At 40.1% G+C, this 21,107-nt stretch carries 19 protein-coding genes; 9 read left to right on the top strand and 10 right to left on the bottom strand.

All coding sequences use genetic code 11. The features are described from left to right. Nucleotides 1–17: 17 nt before the first annotated feature. Nucleotides 18–2,870: a carbamoyl-phosphate synthase large subunit gene (gene carB, locus QHT84_RS08250; RefSeq protein WP_283239088.1), complete on the bottom strand. Its 2,853-nt coding sequence runs from the start codon at nt 2,868–2,870 to the stop codon at nt 18–20. Between the two features lie 217 nt (nt 2,871–3,087). Then, nucleotides 3,088–3,249: a 50S ribosomal protein L34 gene (gene rpmH, locus QHT84_RS08255; RefSeq protein ID WP_026710894.1), complete on the bottom strand. Its 162-nt coding sequence runs from the start codon at nt 3,247–3,249 to the stop codon at nt 3,088–3,090. A gap of 155 nt (nt 3,250–3,404) precedes the next feature. Between rpmH and QHT84_RS08260 the strand changes: the two genes are divergently transcribed. After that, nucleotides 3,405–3,920, top strand: coding sequence for a DUF2892 domain-containing protein (locus QHT84_RS08260; protein WP_283239089.1), 516 nt, complete (start codon nt 3,405–3,407; stop codon nt 3,918–3,920). Between the two features lie 105 nt (nt 3,921–4,025). Here QHT84_RS08260 and QHT84_RS08265 read toward each other — a convergent pair whose 3' ends face one another. Beyond that, nucleotides 4,026–4,919: a lytic transglycosylase domain-containing protein gene (locus QHT84_RS08265; protein ID WP_283239090.1), complete on the bottom strand. Its 894-nt coding sequence runs from the start codon at nt 4,917–4,919 to the stop codon at nt 4,026–4,028. 63 nt (nt 4,920–4,982) lie between these two features. After that, nucleotides 4,983–5,651: an alpha/beta hydrolase gene (locus QHT84_RS08270; protein ID WP_283239218.1), complete on the bottom strand. Its 669-nt coding sequence runs from the start codon at nt 5,649–5,651 to the stop codon at nt 4,983–4,985. Between the two features lie 95 nt (nt 5,652–5,746). Between QHT84_RS08270 and QHT84_RS08275 the strand changes: the two genes are divergently transcribed. Further along, nucleotides 5,747–6,031 (top strand): GNAT family N-acetyltransferase, encoded by a 285-nt coding sequence (locus QHT84_RS08275; protein ID WP_407649240.1) that lies wholly within the window; start codon nt 5,747–5,749, stop codon nt 6,029–6,031. A gap of 56 nt (nt 6,032–6,087) precedes the next feature. Further along, nucleotides 6,088–6,453 (top strand): hypothetical protein, encoded by a 366-nt coding sequence (locus QHT84_RS08280; protein WP_283239092.1) that lies wholly within the window; start codon nt 6,088–6,090, stop codon nt 6,451–6,453. 25 nt (nt 6,454–6,478) lie between these two features. Here the strand turns inward: QHT84_RS08280 and mtaB are convergent, their stop codons facing one another. Further along, a complete protein-coding gene (mtaB, locus tag QHT84_RS08285; protein WP_283239093.1) occupies nt 6,479–7,807 on the bottom strand; it encodes a tRNA (N(6)-L-threonylcarbamoyladenosine(37)-C(2))-methylthiotransferase MtaB in 1,329 nt (442 codons plus the stop codon). Between the two features lie 168 nt (nt 7,808–7,975). On the opposite strand from mtaB, the gene QHT84_RS08290 reads away from it, so the two are divergent. Continuing rightward, nucleotides 7,976–8,404 carry a PepSY-like domain-containing protein gene (locus QHT84_RS08290; RefSeq protein ID WP_283239094.1) on the top strand — a complete coding sequence of 143 codons (429 nt, stop codon included), beginning with the start codon at nt 7,976–7,978 and terminating at the stop codon, nt 8,402–8,404. A 78-nt stretch (nt 8,405–8,482) separates the two neighbouring features. Here the strand turns inward: QHT84_RS08290 and QHT84_RS08295 are convergent, their stop codons facing one another. Together QHT84_RS08295 and QHT84_RS08300 are read right to left on the bottom strand one after the other, a co-directional pair. Then, nucleotides 8,483–9,658 (bottom strand): GlmU family protein, encoded by a 1,176-nt coding sequence (locus QHT84_RS08295; RefSeq protein ID WP_283239095.1) that lies wholly within the window; start codon nt 9,656–9,658, stop codon nt 8,483–8,485. Nucleotides 9,659–9,797: 139 nt separating this feature from the next. Next, a complete protein-coding gene (locus QHT84_RS08300; RefSeq protein WP_283239096.1) occupies nt 9,798–10,049 on the bottom strand; it encodes a type B 50S ribosomal protein L31 in 252 nt (83 codons plus the stop codon). 224 nt (nt 10,050–10,273) lie between these two features. Between QHT84_RS08300 and QHT84_RS08305 the strand changes: the two genes are divergently transcribed. Genes QHT84_RS08305 through QHT84_RS08325 form a run of 5 tightly spaced genes read left to right on the top strand, consistent with a single transcriptional unit; the run spans nt 10,274 to nt 16,072 of the window. Beyond that, nucleotides 10,274–10,813, top strand: a complete 540-nt coding sequence (locus QHT84_RS08305; RefSeq protein ID WP_283239097.1) for a DUF4199 domain-containing protein — start codon at nt 10,274–10,276, stop codon at nt 10,811–10,813. 3 nt (nt 10,814–10,816) lie between these two features. Continuing rightward, nucleotides 10,817–11,776: a glycosyltransferase family 2 protein gene (locus QHT84_RS08310; RefSeq protein WP_283239098.1), complete on the top strand. Its 960-nt coding sequence runs from the start codon at nt 10,817–10,819 to the stop codon at nt 11,774–11,776. A 34-nt stretch (nt 11,777–11,810) separates the two neighbouring features. Then, complete coding sequence (locus QHT84_RS08315) at nt 11,811–13,538, top strand: phospho-sugar mutase (protein WP_283239219.1); 1,728 nt, start codon at nt 11,811–11,813, stop codon at nt 13,536–13,538. Next, nucleotides 13,538–15,367: an ABC transporter ATP-binding protein gene (locus QHT84_RS08320; protein ID WP_283239099.1), complete on the top strand. Its 1,830-nt coding sequence runs from the start codon at nt 13,538–13,540 to the stop codon at nt 15,365–15,367. Before QHT84_RS08315 ends, QHT84_RS08320 begins: the two co-directional genes overlap by 1 nt. A 3-nt stretch (nt 15,368–15,370) precedes the next feature. Beyond that, a complete protein-coding gene (locus QHT84_RS08325; RefSeq protein ID WP_283239100.1) occupies nt 15,371–16,072 on the top strand; it encodes a hypothetical protein in 702 nt (233 codons plus the stop codon). Here the strand turns inward: QHT84_RS08325 and QHT84_RS08330 are convergent. Genes QHT84_RS08330 through QHT84_RS08340 form a run of 3 tightly spaced genes read right to left on the bottom strand, consistent with a single transcriptional unit; the run spans nt 16,069 to nt 21,000 of the window. Beyond that, the gene (locus tag QHT84_RS08330) at nt 16,069–16,779 is read right to left on the bottom strand and encodes a hypothetical protein (RefSeq protein ID WP_283239101.1); all 711 of its coding nucleotides are present in this window, start codon (nt 16,777–16,779) and stop codon (nt 16,069–16,071) included. The two genes, QHT84_RS08325 and QHT84_RS08330, sit on opposite strands and share 4 nt — an antisense overlap. A 36-nt stretch (nt 16,780–16,815) precedes the next feature. After that, nucleotides 16,816–19,293: a TonB-dependent receptor gene (locus QHT84_RS08335; protein WP_283239102.1), complete on the bottom strand. Its 2,478-nt coding sequence runs from the start codon at nt 19,291–19,293 to the stop codon at nt 16,816–16,818. Nucleotides 19,294–19,302: 9 nt separating this feature from the next. Then, entirely contained in the window at nt 19,303–21,000 is a 1,698-nt protein-coding gene (locus QHT84_RS08340) for a M23 family metallopeptidase (protein ID WP_283239103.1), read from the bottom strand. Nucleotides 21,001–21,107 lie beyond the last annotated feature (107 nt).

The following is a 21,107-nucleotide window of genomic DNA, read 5'->3' on the forward strand; positions in this document are numbered from 1 at the left end:
CTCGGGATTTTTTATGTTTATTTACTCAAGTACATTTTTCTTCTGCTGTACAATTCGTAAAACTGATCGTCTTTTAAATCGTCTATGAACAAGATGCTTTCACCGGTCGATTTCATCTCGGGTCCGAGGGCTTTGTTTACATTCGGGAATTTACTGAAAGAAAACACCGGCTGTTTGATGGCATAGCCGTTCAATTTCGGATTGAAAGTAAAATCGGTGACTTTGTTTTTGCCTAACATCACTTTGGTCGCGTAATTTACATACGGTTCGCCATAGGCTTTGGCAATAAAAGGCACCGTTCGTGACGCTCTCGGATTGGCTTCAATTATATATACAATATCGTCTTTAATGGCAAATTGAATATTGATTAAACCAACCGTTCGTAAAGCTAACGCAATTTTCTTGGTATGGTCTTTAATTTGTTGCATCACAAACTCGCCCAAGTTGAACGGTGGTAAAGTGGCATTCGAATCGCCCGAGTGCACACCACACGGTTCAATATGCTCCATAATACCAATGATGTACACATTTTCACCATCGCAAATGGCATCGGCTTCGGCTTCAATGGCTCCGTCTAAATAATGGTCGAGCAACAACTTATTTCCCGGAATATTTTTCAATAAGTCGATGACATGTTCTTCGAGCTCCTGCTTATTAATGACAATTTTCATGCCTTGGCCACCCAATACATAAGATGGACGTACCAGTAGCGGGAAATCCAATTCATCTGCCAAGGCAGATGCCTGATCGGCATTTTCGGCTACACCGAATTTAGGATATGGTATGTTGAGTTCCTTTAATAATTCTGAAAAACGACCACGATCTTCCGCCAAATCCAAGGCATCAAACGAAGTCCCTAAGATTTTAATGCCGTAACGGTCGAGTTTTTCGGCCAATTTCAATGCGGTTTGCCCGCCCAACTGTACAATCACACCTTCCGGCTTTTCGTGACGAATAATATCGTAAATGTGTTCCCAAAATACCGGCTCAAAATACAATTTATCGGCGGTATCAAAATCGGTCGACACGGTTTCCGGATTACAGTTGATCATGATGGTTTCATAACCGGCTTCTTTGGCCGCTAAAACTCCGTGCACACAAGAGTAATCAAACTCAATGCCTTGTCCGATACGGTTGGGTCCCGAACCTAAAACAATGACCTTTTTTCTGTCGGTAACCACACTTTCGTTGCTTACCAATCTTTGCCCGTCGGCCGTTTGAATTTCGGCTTCGAAAGTCGAGTAATAATAGGGTGTCATCGCCTTGAACTCGGCCGCGCATGTATCCACTAATTTGTATACGCGATTAACATTCATTTCTTCGCGCAGTTTGTAGACCTGACTTTCCAAACAACCCATCATGTGGGCGATTTGGCGGTCGCCATAGCCTTTTTGTTTGGCCTCCAAAAGCAACTCTTTGGGTAGCGTATCTACTTTGTAATTGGAAATTTCGCGTTCCAATAAATACAACTCCTCGTATTGTTTTAAGAACCACATATCGATTTTGGTAATGTCGTGAATGCGGCTCAACGGAATACCCATGGCAATCGCATCGTAAATCACAAACACGCGGTCCCAGCTGGCATACGTGAGTTTTTCGATAATTTGTTCGTAGTTTTTGTATCCTTTTCCGTCGGCACCAATGCCGTTTCGTTTGATTTCCAAAGATTGGGTGGCTTTGTGCAAGGCTTCCTGGAACGAACGCCCGATACCCATTACTTCACCCACAGATTTCATTTGTAAACCTAACGTTCTGTCGGAACCTTCGAATTTGTCGAAATTCCAACGCGGAATCTTAACGATAACATAGTCTAATGTTGGTTCAAATAAGGCGGAAGTCGACTTGGTGATTTGGTTTTGCAATTCGTTTAAGTGATAGCCTAAAGCCAATTTGGTGGCAATTTTAGCAATCGGATAACCGGTTGCTTTGGAGGCTAATGCTGAGGAACGCGATACACGCGGGTTGATTTCGATGGCTACGATATCTTCTTTCTCATCGGGTGATACGGCAAATTGCACGTTACAACCGCCCGCAAAATTCCCGATAGAACGCATCATCAAAATGGCCATATCACGCATTTTTTGGAATGTGGTGTCCGATAACGTCATCGCCGGCGCTACGGTAATCGAATCGCCGGTATGAATGCCCATAGGATCCATATTCTCGATGGAACAGATGATCACTACGTTGTCGTTTTTATCGCGAAGTAATTCTAATTCGTATTCTTTCCAACCCAACAAAGCCTTATCGATTAAGACTTCGTGTATCGGTGACGCTTCTAACCCACGGGTTAATAACTCGTCGAAATCTTCTTTTCTGTGCACAAAAGCGGCACCGGTTCCGCCCAAGGTGAATGACGGACGAATTACTAGCGGAAAACCAAACTCTTGAGCGATTTCTTTCCCTTTCAAGAATGAAGTAGCCGTTTTGGCCGGTGCTGTCGGCACATTTATTTTTTGCAGCAATTGCTTGAATTGCTCTCTATCCTCTGTAATGTTGATGGCATTGATATCTACCCCTATTAACCTTACATTGAAATCCTGCCAAATCCCTTTTTCGTCGGCTTCCAAACATAAGTTCAAAGCTGTTTGTCCGCCCATTGTGGGTAACACCGCATCAATTTGAGGATGTTCTTTTAAGATTTGGATGATCGATTTTGTAGTTAAAGGCAATAAGTACACATGGTCGGCCATGGAAGGGTCGGTCATGATAGTTGCCGGATTGGAATTGATGAGGATGACTTCGATTCCTTCTTCGCGCAGGGAGCGCGCCGATTGGGAACCGGCATAGTCGAATTCGCAAGCTTGTCCGATAACGATAGGTCCGGAACCAATAATTAAAACCGATTTGATGGAGTTGTCTTTAGGCATTGTAGTTAGTTGTAAGTTGTATGTTATATGTTGTTGGTTGTTAGTTGTGAAACCTAGCCCCGATGGCAGTGGCATCCTTTTTCAGCGGTCGCAGACCGATGTAAAAGATACAACGAACAGCGGGAAACAGCTTCAAAAAATTATTAAAATTTATGAACAGGTTTAAAAAAAAGCCGCTACTAAAAGTAACGGCTTTATATTGATTAACGTTTAATCATTATTTTTTGTGTCTTGGTTCGCAAGATACGGTTAACTTATGTCTTCCTTTAGCTCTACGACGCGCAAGGACCTTTCTTCCATTCGCAGTAGCCATTCTATCCATAAATCCGTGTTTATTTCTTCTTTTTCTTTTCGATGGTTGAAACGTTCTTTTGCTCATTGCTGTGTATCTTTAAAATCGTGTACTATTCTTTTATGATGGTTCCTTAAAAACCGAGTGCAAATATACAAACCTTTTTTTTTCCGGCAAGAACTTTTTTAAAAATATTTTTAATTCATTTCACTACCTTTGCAGCCACAAAAAATCACAATACTATGTTTCACAGATTTATCAAATTAATTATAGCAGGATTATTGGTAGCTACTGCCGTTTGGCAATTTACAGAAAGCAACATCGGAAATGGAATTTTCCTGATTTTATTGACTGTTATTCCCATCTTTTTGTATTATAAAAACGAGTTTATTTTGATGGCTTTCTTGAAATTGAGAAAGCAAGATTTTGTCGGAGCCAAAAAATGGTTGGATAAAATAAAAAACCCGGAAACGGCTTTGGTTCGCAAACAGCAAGGCTATTATAACTATTTACACGGTTTGATGACGTCACAAACCAACTTACACCAATCAGAGAAATACTTTAAAAAAGCGATTGAATTGGGTTTGAATATGAATATGGATTTGGCGGTGGCGAAATTAAACTTGGCCGGAATTGCCATGTCGAGACGTCGCAAAATGGAAGCTACTTCTTTATTGAATGAAGTAAAAAAATTAGATAAGCAAGGTATGTTGAAAGACCAAATTGCGATGATGAAAGAGCAGTTGAAGAAAATCTAATCAGACTGCTTAGAAAGTTAGATAAAAAAACGTCCCGAAAATTTCGGGACGTTTTTTTATTTGAACACTGCCAACTGTCCCGTGGCTTCGGGACCGAACACTAAATTAATATCCGGACAACGGAATTTCGATAGCGTATTTCTTCTTGGTAGGATTAACCAACTTTTTATCACGCAGCCACGGATTGTGGATTTTTAAAATCTTGTAGTTAATGCCTTGCGACTTAGCGAAGCCCGTTAAATCATTGATGGTGCTGTCGACTTCCACTTTTTTAGTCGGTATCGGTTGGTACAACTCGCTTTGATAAATATTGAACCCGAATTTCGTCGGTTCACTCATAATTTCCTTTAATGCTAAGATTCGGAACACATAGCGCGACGTTTCTTCGGTTAGGGCCAAATCGTAATAGTTGCTTACCTTTTGTTCATCTATTTTTTTGGTGATACCATTCATACCGCCGTTGTAAGAAGCCGCGGCTAAGGTCCAGGAACCAAACTTTTCTTTAGCTGCCAACAAATATTTACAGGCCGCTTCAGTCGATTTTTCGAGATGGTAGCGTTCATCAACCAAATCGTTTACTTCCATTCCTTTTTCTTTGGCGGTATCGGGCATAAACTGCCACACCCCGCGAGCACCGGCAGAAGACACGGCATTGACCAAACCACTCTCGATGACGGCTAAATATTTAAAATCATCGGGCACCCCGTTTTTGGCCAATATCGGTTCGATAATCGGAAAAACGCGGTTGGCTCTTTTGATGATTAAGGCAGTTGTGGCATCGAGATTGGCATTGATTAACAATTCCCGATCCAATCGTTCGCGCACATCGGTGATGTGTAACGGGGTTTTTTCACCGGCAAAATCGATTTCAGCCGGGAAGTACATGGGGGTGCCTTCGCGCATTAGCTTGTCTTTGTTTTCTCCAGATATTCCGAACACTAAAATTCCGGACAAAATAATTACACTTAGGACAGATACCAGGGCTTTATTCGTTTTCATAGTCATTCGTTTTTAGACGGCTCGTCTGTAATTCTATCAGGTAAAACTACAAAAATTAAGCCGTTATGCCTTGTTATCTAACATAATTTTAGGCAAATTTTCATTCAACCATTTGTACTTAGACAAGATCATGATGTGTGTTCCGCCTTTGACCGGAATAAAGTTTTTGATATATTGCGGCGGAAAAACCTCATCAGCATCGCCGTGGATATGGATAATTTCGGGGTCAATTGCTTTGCGTTCCCAATTGATAATTTGCTCGATGGCCCAATCTAAATACTGCTTGTTGCGAACAGCCAGAAATTTTTCATACAATACCAATCGCTGTTTGACGATAGAAGACCCAAAGGAAAACTTTACCAGTGTTTCGACATTTTCGAAAAGTCGGGTTGGAATTAATTTATACGCTTTGGTGGTTTTGGCAATTTTGAAACGACTCGGGAATTCGGTGTTCGATTTTACGCTTGAAATGATGATTACTTTTTGCGGGGCAACAAACGGTTTCATTTCCTGCACCAAAATGCCGCCGAATGAGACCCCAACCAAAATAGGATTCGGGTGCTCAATTTTGGCTGCGATGCGTTGTGCGTATTGGGATAGCGTTTCTCCGGGACTGGGGATTTCCCACTCTAGTAAATGCATTTCAAAAGTACTTTCGGGGAGTTGGATTCGTTCGAAAATAGTCGGACTGGCCGCCATTCCGGGCATAAAGTAAACAGGGATTTTTGACATCATTTCACGGTAGGCTCGTTATTTATTCGTAAATTTGCCTAAAATTAATCCTTTTATTTCACTTGAGTATGAACACAACATTAATTTCGGAAAAGATGGAAATTAAAGACAACACCTTTGCCCGACAGTTCGAGACATTGGTAGACGGCAAATTGATTTCTGTTGAATATTCATTTCAAGAAAAGAAAATATTCCTAACCAGAATTAACACGTTTGACGGCTTTAACGATGACGAATTTATCAACGAGTTATTGAAAAACATCATGGAAATTGCTTACGAGCGCAAACTGAAAGTGGTTCCGATTTTACCTAAAATTGCCCTTTTCTTCAAGAAAAACACCATGTATAAAGACTTACTGCCACCCGGCATTAAGATTTAATGTCAAAAGAATCATAAGCCAACCGCCTCTTTACTGTTATCGAGGCGGTTTTTTTTATGAATTTTGTTTACATTTATGCTATGGATGCCACAACACTACGCAACGAGATTATTGCTTTTTTTGAAACGATAGATCGGTATTATACTTCGAAAACCGAAATAACGGAAGGCTTGTGTACCGACATCGAGACACTTGATGCCAATTTTACCACTTGGAACCTATCAGAGTTTGAGTTGATTCGGTCTGCCTACCGCATGAATGGAGAAAAATTTATGATGGAAGGACGTCATATGTATTACGAAATTTCGGCCGACAGAATCATCAGCTTCCAACAAAAGGGTCGGCACAAATTTGAATTTATTGAACAATACAGTGACACCGTATTTCGCATTACGCGAATCCGATTTCACTATAAGTACTGAATTTGATTTGATTTTAGTGTATTCCTTACACCGTAACATTCAAAAACTCAAATCGCACCGCGCCATCTTCATCAATTTTCGTCAAATTGATTTCGTGCAGGGTATTCACCAACTCCGGATTCCACGGTGTTTTGACTTTGACGTAATTTTCGGTAAACCCGTGAATGTAGCCTTCTTTATTTTCACTTTCGAACAAAACGGTTCGGTTGGTTCCGATTTGACTTTCGTAAAAGGCGCGGCGTTTTTTTACCGAAAGTCCGCGTAACATTTTACTGCGTTTGTTGCGCACATTCATCGGTACAACACCATCCATAACCGCTGCTTCGGTGTTGTCGCGCTCCGAATAGGTAAACACATGCAGGTATGAAATATCCAAATCATTTAAAAAATGATAGGTTTCCAGAAAATGGGCATCGGTTTCTCCCGGAAAGCCTACAATAACATCCACGCCGATGCATGCGTGCGGCATCACTTCTCGGATTTTGGAAACCCTGTCAGTGTAGACTTCGCGCAAATAGCGGCGTTTCATTTTTTTAAGAATTTCGTTGCTGCCCGATTGTAACGGAATGTGAAAATGCGGCACAAAAGTGCGGCTCTGCGCTACGAATTCGATAGTTTCGTTTTTGAGCAAATTCGGTTCAATAGAAGAAATGCGCAAACGCTCAATGCCTTCTACTTCATCCAAAGCTTTGACCAAATCAAGGAACGTATGTTCGTGCTTTTTATTTCCGAATTCGCCTTTGCCGTAGTCGCCGATATTGACTCCGGTTAATACAATTTCTTTGATATTTTGTTTTGAAATTTCGGCCGCGTTTTTCAATACATTTTCCAAGGCATCACTACGCGAAATCCCACGGGCCAACGGTATGGTACAATACGTACACTTGTAATCGCAACCGTCTTGCACTTTGAGAAAGGCCCGAGTTCGGTCGCCTATCGAATAACTCCCAACATAAAAATCGGCTTCTTCAATTTCGCACGAATGCACTTCACCCATTTCATTTTTAGACAAATCGGTGATGTAGTCGGTGATTTTAAATTTTTCGGTAGCGCCTAAAACCAAATCTACGCCGTCTACGGCGGCCAACTCTTCGGGTTTTAGCTGGGCATAACAACCCACAGCGGCCACAAATGCTTTATCGTTGCGCTTGAGGGCTTTTTTTACAATTTGTTTGAATTGCTTGTCGGCGTTATCGGTTACCGAGCACGTATTGATGACATAAATATCGGCTGCTTCTTCAAAATCAACCCGATCAAAACCTTCGTCTTGAAAATTTCTCGCAATAGTGGAAGTTTCGGAGAAATTTAGTTTGCACCCTAAAGTATAAAAGGCGACTTTCTTTTTATTTTCCATAGGCTAGCTCAACAAATGAAATCGTTGTCAAAAATTGAGTGGGCAAAGATAGTTTTAATTTGAAAACGAAACAATTCGGAGATTTTAAAATACAACAATATACTGTTAAATTTTCATTTAAAAAACTAATTTTTAGTACCTTAGAGCAACCATTACAACTCCTGATTTATGAAAGCAAAAAACATGATTACTGTTTTATTGCTGGCGACAGCAATGACGGTTACAGCGCAAAGAAAAATAAGTGTTGCTGATTTGCCTCCCGGAGCCGCTGAATTTATCGAGAAGTATTTTCCTGGGCGCACTATAGCCATCGCCAAAAAGGATTGGGAACACGGAGAAAAAGGTTTTGAAGTCATCTTGTCGGACAATACCGAAGTAGAATTTTGGAAAGACGGCACTTGGCGGGAAATTGACGGTCGAGGGAAACCCATACCAACCGACTATATCGCTCCCTCAATTGTAGCGTATGTGGCTAAAAATTATCCGAATGAAAAAATTACCCACATAGACTACGGTCACAAAGATGTGGACGTTGATTTAACCGGAAAAATTGATTTAGAATTTACCAAAGATGGCAAATTTCTCAAGGCAGACTAAATTAATTTGAAAATTTGAGGATTTGAAGATTTTAAAACCATTTTCAAATTAACGAATCTTCCAATTTTCAAATTGACATTACTCTTTTCTATACTTCCCGGTAACCTCAAAAACATGCTCTAAAATCTTGGCATCCTGTTCGGTAAATGCCACGTTGCGTCGTGCCATCACAATTTTGGCCGTTTGAAATGCTTTGTTGGTCATGTACGTGGTAAATCCGGAAGCACCTCCCCATGAAAAACTCGGCACAAAATTGCGTGGAAAACCCGAACCGAAAATATTAGCCGAAACCCCTACTACCGTACCGGTATTGAACATCGTATTAATACCGCATTTGCTATGATCGCCCATCATGAGTCCGCAAAACTGCAGCCCGGTGCGTGCAAACCCTTCCGTTTCGTAACTCCACAATCGGACTTCTTCGTAATTATTTTTGAGATTCGAATTGTTACTGTCGGCTCCAATATTACACCATTCACCCAACACCGAATTTCCCAAAAAACCATCGTGCCCTTTGTTCGAATAACCGAACAAAACCGAATTACTCACTTCGCCGCCAATCACCGAGTGCGGACCAACTGTAGTAGCGCCATAGACTTTAGTCGCCAATTTCACCCTCCCCGATTCGCACAAAGCAAACGGACCACGGATGACGGAACCTTCCATTATTTCGGCGTTTTTCCCGATGTAAATGGGACCGGTAGAAGCATTGAGCGTCACAAACTCGAGTTTGGCGCCTTCTTCAATAAAAATATTTTCGGGTGCTATTACATTCACACTTTTAGGAATAGGTTGCGAATGCCTGCCTTCGGTTATGAGTTCGAAATCCTCTCGCAATGCCGCATCGTTTTTGGCAAAAATGTCCCAGGTATGCTCTACTTTGAGGCATTCCTCTTGAAAATCAATAATCTCGTAACTTTCAAAATCAACTTCTTCCTGAGTATCATTGGTAAAAAAAGCAATAACTTCTTCGCCCTGAAAAATAGCTTGGCCTTTTTCCAAGCTTTTGACCATTTCCACCAACACATCATTAGGCAAAAAAGCCGCATTAATCATGATATTCTCTGCCATTTCCACCATGGGATATTTTTCAGACAAATATTCTTCTGTTAATGTAGTTGTGGTGTAGCCCAAATGTTTTTCCCATTTTTCTCTGATCGTCAGGATTCCGATTCGAATATCGGCTACCGGACGCGTAAACGTAAAGGGCAATAACGCATTGCGTACTGTTCCGTCAAAAAGTATGTAGTTCATTTAAGTTGCGAGTTTATAACGTTGCGAGTTCAAAGTTTATAAAAAAAATTCGTTCGGCAAGGTTTTGGGTAAAGTTTATGGCATAAAAAAACCACTCACTTTCGTGAATGGTCTTTCTAAAATTTGAACACTGAAACTATTATTTCCCGTGTTTAGCGTATTTACTTTTGAATTTATCAATACGTCCTGCTGTATCAATAAGTTTCGATTTACCAGTATAAAACGGGTGAGAAGTTCTTGAAATCTCCATTTTATACACCGGGTACTCAACACCGTCAACTGTAATGGTTTCTTTAGTTTCTACTGTAGATTTTGTGATAAAAACATCATCGTTTGACATGTCTTTAAATGCCACTAATCTGTAATTTTCCGGGTGAATTCCTTTTTTCATGATAAATCTTTTTATGGTTTTGAAGTAGTTTTGTTTTGAAGCTTTCGGTTAAAAAAGGTGTAAACTCGCTACAACGTTTATAATTTCTTTTAAAAATTGAGTGTGCAAAAATACAACTTTTTTACAATAAACAAAGCTTCGTGTAACTTTTTTTAATTGTTGACCACTTAATATAGAGTAATAATGGAATTACTTATATTTGTTCAATATTTAAACCTATTCAAATGGAAACAAAAACTACTCCCGGTAAATCATCAATTCAATTCGGAATTCTTTTCGGCGTCATTATGATATTAGAATTAGTTATTTCTTATGTTTTAAATATCGGTACCGAAAATAAAGCATTCGGCGTGGTGTTGAACTTGTTGAATTATTTAGTTTTCCCGTTTATATTTATCTATTTGGGATGTAATAATTACAAAACAAAATTGAACGATGGCTTCATTTCTTTTGGTGAATGTATCAAAATAGGTTTGTCTATCGCTTTCGTTGCCAGTTTTCTTTATGGGGTTTTTTATATCGTTTTCAATATGATTTTTCCGGAATTTCTGCCGGATATGATCGAAAAAATTAAAGACATTACTCAAAAAGAGAATCCGAATATGACCCAAGAGCAATTAGACCTATCAATGGCTATTGTGCAAAAAGTAATGAACCCTTATATCACAGCTCCTCTGGGTATTGCCATTAACTGTTTTGTAGCACTATTGCATTCATTAGTGATTGGCGCTATAGTAAAAAAAGAAAGACCCGCTACTTTTTAATACATGAATATATCCATAGTTATTCCGCTTTTAAACGAGCAGGAATCGTTGCCTGAGTTACACCAATGGATTGTCAAAGTCATGACAACCCATAACTATGCTTATGAAGTTATTTTTATTGATGATGGGAGTACCGATAATTCATGGCAAATTATTCAAAGTCTTTCCCAGGAAAACCCGAATGTCAAAGGAATTCGTTTTCTGAGAAATTTTGGCAAATCGCAAGCATTGCATGCCGGTTTTGCCAAAGCCAAAGGCGATGTGGTAATTACTATGGATGCCGACTTGCAAGACAGTCCCGATGAAATTCCGGAATTGTATAACATGGTCATGAACCAAAACTTCGACTTGGTTTCGGGTTGGAAAAAGAAACGTTACGATTCGGTGGTCACTAAAAATTTGCCTTCGAAATTATTCAATTGGGCTGCCCGAAAAACTTCAGGCGTACATTTAAATGATTTTAACTGCGGATTAAAAGCGTACAAAAGCACTGTCATCAAAAATATTGAGGTTTCGGGTGAAATGCACCGCTACATTCCGGTTTTGGCCAAAAATGCCGGATTTTCCAAAATTGGCGAGAAAGTAGTGATTCATCAGGCGCGAAAATACGGCGAATCTAAATTTGGCATGAGCCGTTTTATTAATGGTTTTCTCGATTTGATTACCATTTGGTTTCTGTCCAAGTACGGCAAACGTCCGATGCATTTATTCGGCGCCCTGGGCGTGGTGATGTTTATTATCGGTTTTATTTCAACCTTTTTGATTATCACCATCAAGTTAACCAAGCTTTTTGTTTTTCACGAACCGACCATTTTAGTGGCTCAAAACCCACTTTTTTATATTGCTTTAACCTCCATGATTATTGGTTCCCAACTATTTTTAGCCGGATTTTTGGGAGAAATTATCCTTCGCACTAAAAACAACGAAGAACGTTACAAAATTTCGGAAAACGTAAATTTGTAAACTACTAAGGCTGCTTTAGATTAAAATTACGATGATGCATATTGAAAAAAATATATTAGACAAAGTGAATGAGTGGCTTACGCCTACCTTTGACAGAGAAACGCAAGAGAAGATTAAAGACATGATGACCTCTTCTCCTAAAGAATTGGAAGAGAGTTTTTATAAAAATTTAGAATTCGGAACCGGTGGTATGCGCGGTATTATGGGCATCGGAACCAACCGTATCAACAAATACACCTTGGGTAAAAACACACAAGGCTTATCGGATTATTTAAAAAAATCATTCCCGGGCGAAAATCTGAAAGTAGCTATTGCGTACGATTGTCGTCATAACAGTGATGTTTTGGGGAAAATTGTAGCCGATGTCTTTTCGGCCAACGGTATTAAAGTATTTCTTTTTTCGGAAATGCGTCCGACACCCGAATTGTCCTTTGCCGTTAAACACCTTAACTGTCATGCCGGCATCGTGTTAACGGCGTCACACAATCCGCCGGAATATAATGGCTACAAAGTGTATTGGCAAGACGGCGGACAATTGGTGCCGCCACAAGATGCCGAAATTATTCAGGTGATTGAAAACCTCAAATACAGCGAAATTCGATTTGAAGCCAATGAAGATTTGATTGAATATATCGATACGGACGTTGACCAAGCCTTTATTGATTCTACCGTGGCGAATGCCGGTTTCAACACTTCGGCTTTCGCCAAACAAAATTTGAAAATCGTATACACTTCACTTCACGGTACTTCCATCAAAATGGTACCGCCGGTTTTGGCGAAAGCCGGTTATACCGATGTGAATATTGTTCCCGAACAAGCGGTACCCAATGGCGATTTTCCCACAGTAGTTTCTCCGAATCCCGAAGAACCCGAAGCGCTTACTATGGCGTTGGCATTAGCGGAAAAACTCAATGCCGACATCGTATTCGGCACCGATCCCGATAGTGACCGTTTGGGTGTTGCCGTGAGAGACAACCAAGATAAAATGATTTTGCTCAACGGTAACCAAACCATGGTCATCATGACGCATTATCTTTTAGAGCAATGGCGCAAGGCCGGGAAAATTAAAGGCAAAGAATTTATCGGTTCTACCATTGTATCGACGCCGATGATGCTGGAATTAGCTTCAGCATACAATGTGGAATGCAAAGTTGGTTTAACCGGTTTCAAATGGATTGCCAAATTCATCAAAGACTACCCCGAATTGAAATTCATCGGCGGAGGCGAAGAAAGTTTTGGTTTTATGGTGGGCGATGCGGTTCGCGACAAAGATGCAGTAGGCGCTATTTTGTTGATGTGCGAAATTGCCGCACAAGCCAAGGAAAAGGGCAGCTCGGTGTATAAAGAATTACAACAAATGTTTGTCGATTTTGGTTTCTACAAAGAACATTTAATCTCCATCACTAAAAAAGGCATCGAAGGCGCGCAACAAATCAAACAAATGATGATTGACCTGCGCGAAAATCCGGTTTCGGAAATCAACGGTCAACGTGTGATTATGGTGGAAGACTATCAAAATTCGACCGCTAAAAACTTGTTATCAGGTGAAACAGAACCGTTGACGATTCCGAAATCAGACGTGTTGATTTATTATTTGGAGGACGGATCCAAAATTTGCGCCCGACCTAGTGGTACCGAACCTAAGATTAAATTTTATTTCAGCGTGAATTGCACTATTGAAAGCTTAAGTGACATTCCGGAAGCCGAACAACAACTGGATCAAAAAATTAAAAATATCATTGCCGAAATGCAGCTGAACTAATGGATGAAAATTTAAAAAAGATTATTCCTTTTGCTTTGAAATACAAGAAGCACATTTATTTGAATGTGATCTTCAACATTTTCTACGCGCTGTTTTCAACCTTGTTGATGGTATCGATGATACCAACCCTTAAAGTTCTTTTTGAAGACACTGAAAAAGTATACGAAGAACCGGTTTACAAAGGATTTGGAAATATCAAAGCGTATGCTGAAGAGTTTCTGAATTACAAGATAACCGTCTTAACGCAGGAACATGGACTCAAATGGGCTTTGTTATTTGTCATTTCAATTATCATTACCACAGCATTCTTAAAAAACATTACCAATTACTTTGCTTCGTATCATGTTACCCGATTAAGAACAGGAGTTTTAAGAGATATCAGGCAAAAGCTTTACCATAAAATCATCAATCTTCCGGTTTCCTATTATTCCGAGAGAAGAAAAGGCGATGTCATGGCCAGAATGCTTGGTGATATTAATGAAGTCCAGAATTCTTTTTTTCAGATTTTAGAATTGGTGGTTCGCGAACCGCTGACCATTCTTTTTTCTATCGGCACCATGTTTATCATGAGCCCAAAACTGACATTTTTTGTTTTTGCATTTATTCCGATTTCAGGAATTATAATTTCACGTGTCGGAAAAAACCTTAAAGCAAAATCAGTTAAAGCCCAACAGGAGAACGGGGTTTTTATTTCTATATTAGATGAAACGCTCAGCGGACTTAAAGTCGTGAAAGGGTATAATGCAGAAAATTCATTTATCAATAAATTCAATGATTCAATCAATAGGTTATTGCGTTTATCAAACAGTATCGGAAATAAAAACAATCTGGCATCGCCGTTGAGCGAATTCCTGGGCATTATTACCATTGCGGTTTTACTTTGGTTTGGAGCACAATTGGTAGTTGAGGAAAAATCATTATCCTCGGCAACATTTATTGTATACATTGCGTTAGCCTATACCATTTTGACTCCCGCAAAAGCCATTTCCAAAGCATCTTATCAGGTTAAAACCGGTTTGGCTGCCGCTGAAAGGGTTTTTACTTTGATGGAACACGAAAACACCATTACCAACAGCTCGAATGCGATAGAGAAGAAAACATTCGAAGACAAAATAAGTCTCAAAAACATCAATTTCCGATACGAAAAAGAAAATATTCTCAAGGATTTCTCTCTTGAAATTCCCAAAGGAAAAACGGTTGCTTTGGTTGGTCAATCGGGTTCCGGAAAAAGCACTATAGCCAATTTGCTGACGCGGTTTTATGATGTAAATGAAGGTGATGTGACTATTGACAATGTTAATATAAAAGACATTCAAACCAAATCATTACGCGACTTAATGGGCTTGGTAACCCAAGATTCCATTTTGTTTAATGATACAATCAAAGGAAACATAGCCTTAGGGAAACCCGATGCCACCGATGAAGAAATTATTCAAGCCTTGAGAATTGCCAATGCCTACGAATTTGTCCAAGATTTACCGGAAGGTATTCATACCAATGTCGGAGACAGTGGCAACAAACTCTCGGGCGGCCAAAAGCAACGCTTGTCAATTGCCCGTGCCGTGTTAAAAAATCCACCGATTATGATTTTAGACGAAGCTACTTCGGCGTTGGATACCGAAAGCGAACGATTGGTACAACAAGCGTTGGAAAACATGATGCAAAACCGCACCTCCATTGTCATTGCGCACCGTTTATCTACCATCCAAAAAGCCGATACCATAGTCGTAATGCACAAAGGTAAAATTGTGGAACAAGGCACACACGACGAGTTATTAGCCCATAACGGCACCTATTCTAAATTGGTTTCGATGCAATCTTTTGAGTGATTTATGTACGTACACCATCCCAATATCAAACTGCCCGATGATCCCGATACCGTGGTTTGGAAATATTTGGACTTGTCAAAATTCCTCGATTTACTGCTTTCACAACAACTGTTTATGTCGCGCTCGGATAAGTTTGAAGACCAATACGAAGGCACCTTCAGCGAACCGACCTACGAAGAAATCAAAAAGCTTTCCGAAAACAATCCGGAGTTTTTAGCGCATTACAAATCACAACGCGAAAAAGTTGTCGTGAGCAGTTGGCACAGTAACGAATACGAATCGTTTGCCATGTGGCAAATTTTCACCCAAAACAGCGAAGGTTTGGCCATTCAATCAACTATCGGGCGTTTGCAAAAGGCTTTGGCTGTGGAGCAAAATTTCGAACAATATATCGGCGAGGTCAATTATATTGATTACAAAAAAGAATACATTCCGTTTAACGATATGTTTTTCCCTTTTCTGTTCAAACGAAAGAGTTTTCAATACGAGCGCGAAGTCCGAATTATCTCGGATATCTCCTCAAAAAATATGAAAATCAACGACGGATTAAAGATTGACGTCGACATCAATCAACTCATCGAGAAGATATACATTCATCCGAAATCGGAGAATTGGTACAAAAAATTGGTTATTGAATTGGTTTCAAAACTCGGCTTTGGTTTTGAAATCGAAAAATCCGATTTGGAGAGCGATATTCTGATTTAAATCGGTTTATATTCTGTAGCCTTCCACTCTTTTTCCAGCAAGTTGACAAAGAAATAATGTACTTTATCTTCTTTATCAAACTGTCCGTTTTTGTTGGTATCTTCTGTGGTTCTGAAAAACAATTTATTTTGAGCTTCAATCACATTCCAATCGATTAACTCCTGAAAATCGACTGAAATTTTGGTGAAATTACTACCCGAAACCTCACTCAGGTACAACGATTTGATGTCGCTATTATCGAGTTTATTGTCTTTGTTGGTATCCATATCGCATAACGAATACACCATCAATTGCTTTTTGGATTTATCGGCTATGGTTTTCAAATAGGTAGCGGTTTCAATCAAAATGTTTTTATCAGTTAACGCATAAATCGTGTCTTTCCCCATTTCCTGAAACTTGAGATTCTGCAAGTAACCGGTTATTTGATATTCGCTGTAATTGGAAACTGTATAACCGGTACCGGAATCGTACGATTTTAAGCTTTTTTTATCACTGGTCACCGTTCCGATAGGATAAATCAGAAAATTGGTGCCGCTCAAATGCACCGGCAAATCGGCGATTTCGATTTGCGTAGTATCTTCGGGAACTTCCGTTTTGGTTTTTGGGTTGTTCTCATAAATTACCTTGGGTTTGGTGGATTCTTCTTTTTTACAACTCGCCAAAACCAAACCGGTTAGTAACACTATATATATAGCCCGTTTTTTCATCTCATTACATTTGATATCAAAAATAAGGAATAATTTTTACAACTTGGCTGTCAACTTCACATTGAATACACGAGTAGTCATGTAGTTGGGAATACCGTATTGATTTTTGGTGTATACGTCACGAACCCAAGTGTTGGTGATGGCATTTTGATTGTTGAATAAATTGAAAATTTCAAAACCGATGGATAAGTCTTCGAATTTCTTTAACCAATGACTATTCGGTCTTTCGTTGTTTTTCTCGGTAAGCACATACGAAAAGCCAACGTCGGCTCTGCGGTAGTCGCGCAAGCGACTTTGGTAAGTGTACGCATCGGCATACGAAGGCGAACCGCCCGGCAAACCGGTATTATACACCAAATTCAGGTATAATTTCATATTGGGTAAATTCGGCATATAATCTTGGAATAAGATTCCGAATTTGAGTCTTTGGTCGGTTGGACGCGCGATAAATCCTCTTCCGTTTTGGTTTTCTTCTGTTTTCATATACCCAAAACTCAGCCACGATTCGGTTCCCGGCACAAATTCACCGTTGAGACGCATGTCTAATCCATAGGCATAAGCTTCGGCATCGTTATTGGCGCGATACCGTATCCTCACATTTTCGAGCGTATAGGTATTGACATCGGTCATCGTTTTGTAATACGCCTCGGTAACCAATTTAAACTTGCGATTGTTCATCAAAAAATTATAATCGTTACTCAACACAAAGTGAATGGATTGCTGTGCCTTAACATTCGGATTCACCGCGCCGTCAGCATCTCTGAGTTCGCGATACAAGGGCGGTTGATGGTAGAAACCGGCAGAAAAACGAAAAACCATGTCTCTTTTCCAATCGGGTTTTAACGCAAATTGGGCTCGCGGACTGAATACCGTTTGGCTTTTGGCATTCGAAATCCCGTCACCCGAAACCATCCAATTGTGGAAACGCGCTCCGGCAGTAACCCAAAATTCGCTACTGCCCAAATTCGTTTTGGTACTCCATTGCGCAAATCCTGACCAACGGTTGATATCGATAAAATTGGTCGCTCTTACATTTTGATACGGTACCAATGGCCCGATATACGGATTGTAGGGTTGGTCGTTCGGAATATCTACCACCGGCGGATTGATATGAAACCCGGCCGAATCGATTACTTCCCATTCAACGATGCGGTCGCGAATATTTTCTCGGGTGTATTTAAAACCCCAGTCAATTTGGTGTTTTTTATTGTTGATTTGATGTGTTCCTTTGATTTCAGCATTGACAAACAAGGCATCCAAATCGTTACGCGCGTGATTGAGTTGCGTTCCGACACCTCTGTTGTAGGTGACTTCACCTAAGGTTTCCGAACCAATGTTGGTGTCGACTTCTCCCAAGAAATAAGCCGCATAAATATCAAAATACTCTTGTTCCTGCGTGTGATATACCGAAGTAATCAAACGGTAATTGTTGTTTTCGTTTTGGGTAAAAGTCGTTTTGAAAGCGCCGAAAAGCGTTTGATAACGATCTTTTTCCTGACCTTCATAAAAAATAAGCAAGGCGATTGGTTCGTCTATAGTACCGAAATTGGTTTGACGCGTTAATGGCTGGTAATTGTATTTGTTTTGCGACGCATTCCCCAAAAAACTAAACTGCCATCTTTCGTTAGGTGAAAAAGTAACATTAGTTTGCACATCCATAAAAGTAGGGCGATAGTTGGTTTGCGTTTCCTGGCTGTTGACAAAAAGAGAGTTATCGCGGTAGCGCACTCCGGTGAGCGCCGTCCATTTTTTGTTTTTAGAAATGCCTTCTGCAGTCAGACTTCCGCCTAAAAAACTTCCTTCGGCAGTAAGGCCGAATTTTTTGGGTTTACGATACGTAATATCTAAAACCGAGGACATCTTATCGCCGTATTTCGCCTGAAATCCTCCCGCCGAAAAGTCGACGTTTTGTACCATATCGGTATTGGTAAAACTCAAGCCTTCTTGTTGCCCGGAGCGGACTAAGAACGGACGATAGACTTCAATTTCGTTGACATACACCAAGTTTTCATCATAATTTCCCCCGCGAACATTATAACCCGAACTTAAGTCACTGTTGGCATTGACACTAGGCAAAGCTTTTAAAACACTTTCAATTCCGGGCATGGCGCTCGGATTTCTGCGAATTGTTTCGGGTTCAATAGCGCTTATTCCTTGCACTCGTCTTTTATTTCCGGTCACAACAACTTCCCCTAACTGTTCGGCATTATCATTCATCATCACGTGAAACTCGCGGTTCTCATTCGGACTCAAATATAGAGTAACCGTAATTTTTTTTAAGGAAGTATGCGTAAACACCAACACTATTTTTTGATTGGCCGGAACAGTGATTTCATAAAAACCGTTGGCATCGGTAACGGAAGATTTGGTTTGATAGCTAACGGTAACCCCTTCTACGGGTTTGTTGGTTTCATCGAGGACCACTCCGGCGACTTTAGCAGATTGATTTTGAGCAAAAGCAATGGCATTCAACACCAAAAAAAGGAGCGTAAACAGGAACTTATTTGTTTTCAAACTATAACTTTAAGGTTTTTGACTTCTGAAAAATTGTGTTTCAAAGATAGTAGAATTTCCAACATTATCCGTCACTATGAGTTTTAAATCGTTTTTTCCTTCCGCCACGATACCATCATCAAAATGATGCACTAATTTTTTGGTCTTGGGATCAAATTCCAGTAAAATCCACTTGCCGTTAAGCGTTCCTTGGTAACTTTTAATTCCCGACAAATCATCAGTAATGGTAAACGTGAGCGCTTGTTGTTGGCTAATCCACTTGCCTCCTATTTTTCTATCAATTTTAACTTTTGGCGGCATCGCATCTTTGAACAATTGGTAATCGCCCAAATACTTGGAATACACAGTAAACGCATTTTTGGTGCGTTTCGTATGGTAATAGTATACTTTTTTTCCATCGCGCAGCCCGATAAACATTTTGCTTCTGTCCTTTTCGGGAGTAATGGTATCTTCAAAAGTAATGGTCATATTGGCAAAAGCCGGCTCAACATCTTCATGCAAATGAAGCTGCCCGTTCTGCACCGTAAAGTCCATGTAAAAATCTTTTAAAAAAGTGTTCGGCGGAATCGTTACCGTAACATTTTCCAGCGCAAAAATAGTTTCTTTATCGGCTTTGACTTTATAGTTGGAGGTAATCGGCACTTCGGTTACTTTGGCCGGCAGGGCGGCATATTCGATAGGAATAAAAACACGTGTTAGATTTTCGCTGAAGTCCGCAATTTCGATGCGGTAATTTTGCGTAATGTTGGAGTTGACTTCAACCATTCCGTTGCGTTCACCGGTTTTAATAATGCTTAAAGGATAGGCTTTTTCGGCAAAAAGTTTTTGAACCCGTTGTCCTGTTTTTTTGTACCTGCCGTAATCCAGAAGTGCATTGACGTATCGCGTTTCATCAAAGGCAAACGTATCAAATTGATACCCGAAATCCCTTTTTCCGTTTAAAAACGTGGCCACTCTAAAAATCCCGTTCGTATTCCAGGAAACATTATCATAGTCAACCGCTGTGATGCCGAAACCTATTTTACCCGAAGCTGTAATTTTTTCCGCTATGTAGGTTCCGTCATCTTGTTGCGATACACTTACCGCGACCGGTCTTTTCGCCTGATTCACCACCGCCTTTTCCTCTAACGGATACACCAAAACATTAGTAAGCAACGGCCTTTTACTGTCGGTAATTAGAGCATCAAAACCAAAATACATCGGGTTGATGATTTTTTCAGATGCCGTGTCGCGGATTTCAAAATGCAAATGCGGACCGTCTGAACCTCCGGTATTTCCCGACAGGGCAATAATCTCACCTTTTTTAACAGTGAGTTCATCGGGCGGAAGTGCGACATCAATTTCAAAAGATTGCGCTTTGTATTGTTCGCTCTTTATTCTTTTTTCAATAGCGCCGTAACCCAATTGCAAGTGACCGTAAACCGTGGTATAACCGTTGGGATGGGTAATATAAATCGCTTTTCCGTAGCCGTTTTCGGCAATTTTAATTCGGGAAACATAACCGTCCGCCGCGGCATACACCAACAACCCTTCTTTTTGCTGGGTTTTAAAATCAAAGCCTGCATGAAAATGATTCGGGCGCAATTCCCCGAAATTCCCGGAAAGCTGCAGCGGAATATTCAAAGGAGCCCGAAAATAATCCTTCGGATACTGATTTTGCCCAAATGCTTGAAGGGCAATCAAAAAAAATAAACCAATTCGTGTCATGAGAGATGTTTTAGCCAAGGTACAAAAAAGTAAGTTAAAATTTACGCTTTTGTCATTATATTATAACTCTTTCAAAAACAAAACTTTATATGTAGCGTTCAAAAAAC

The sequence above is a fragment of the Flavobacterium sedimenticola genome, assembly GCF_030053345.1.
GTDB classification, from domain to species: Bacteria; Bacteroidota; Bacteroidia; order Flavobacteriales; family Flavobacteriaceae; genus Flavobacterium; species Flavobacterium sedimenticola.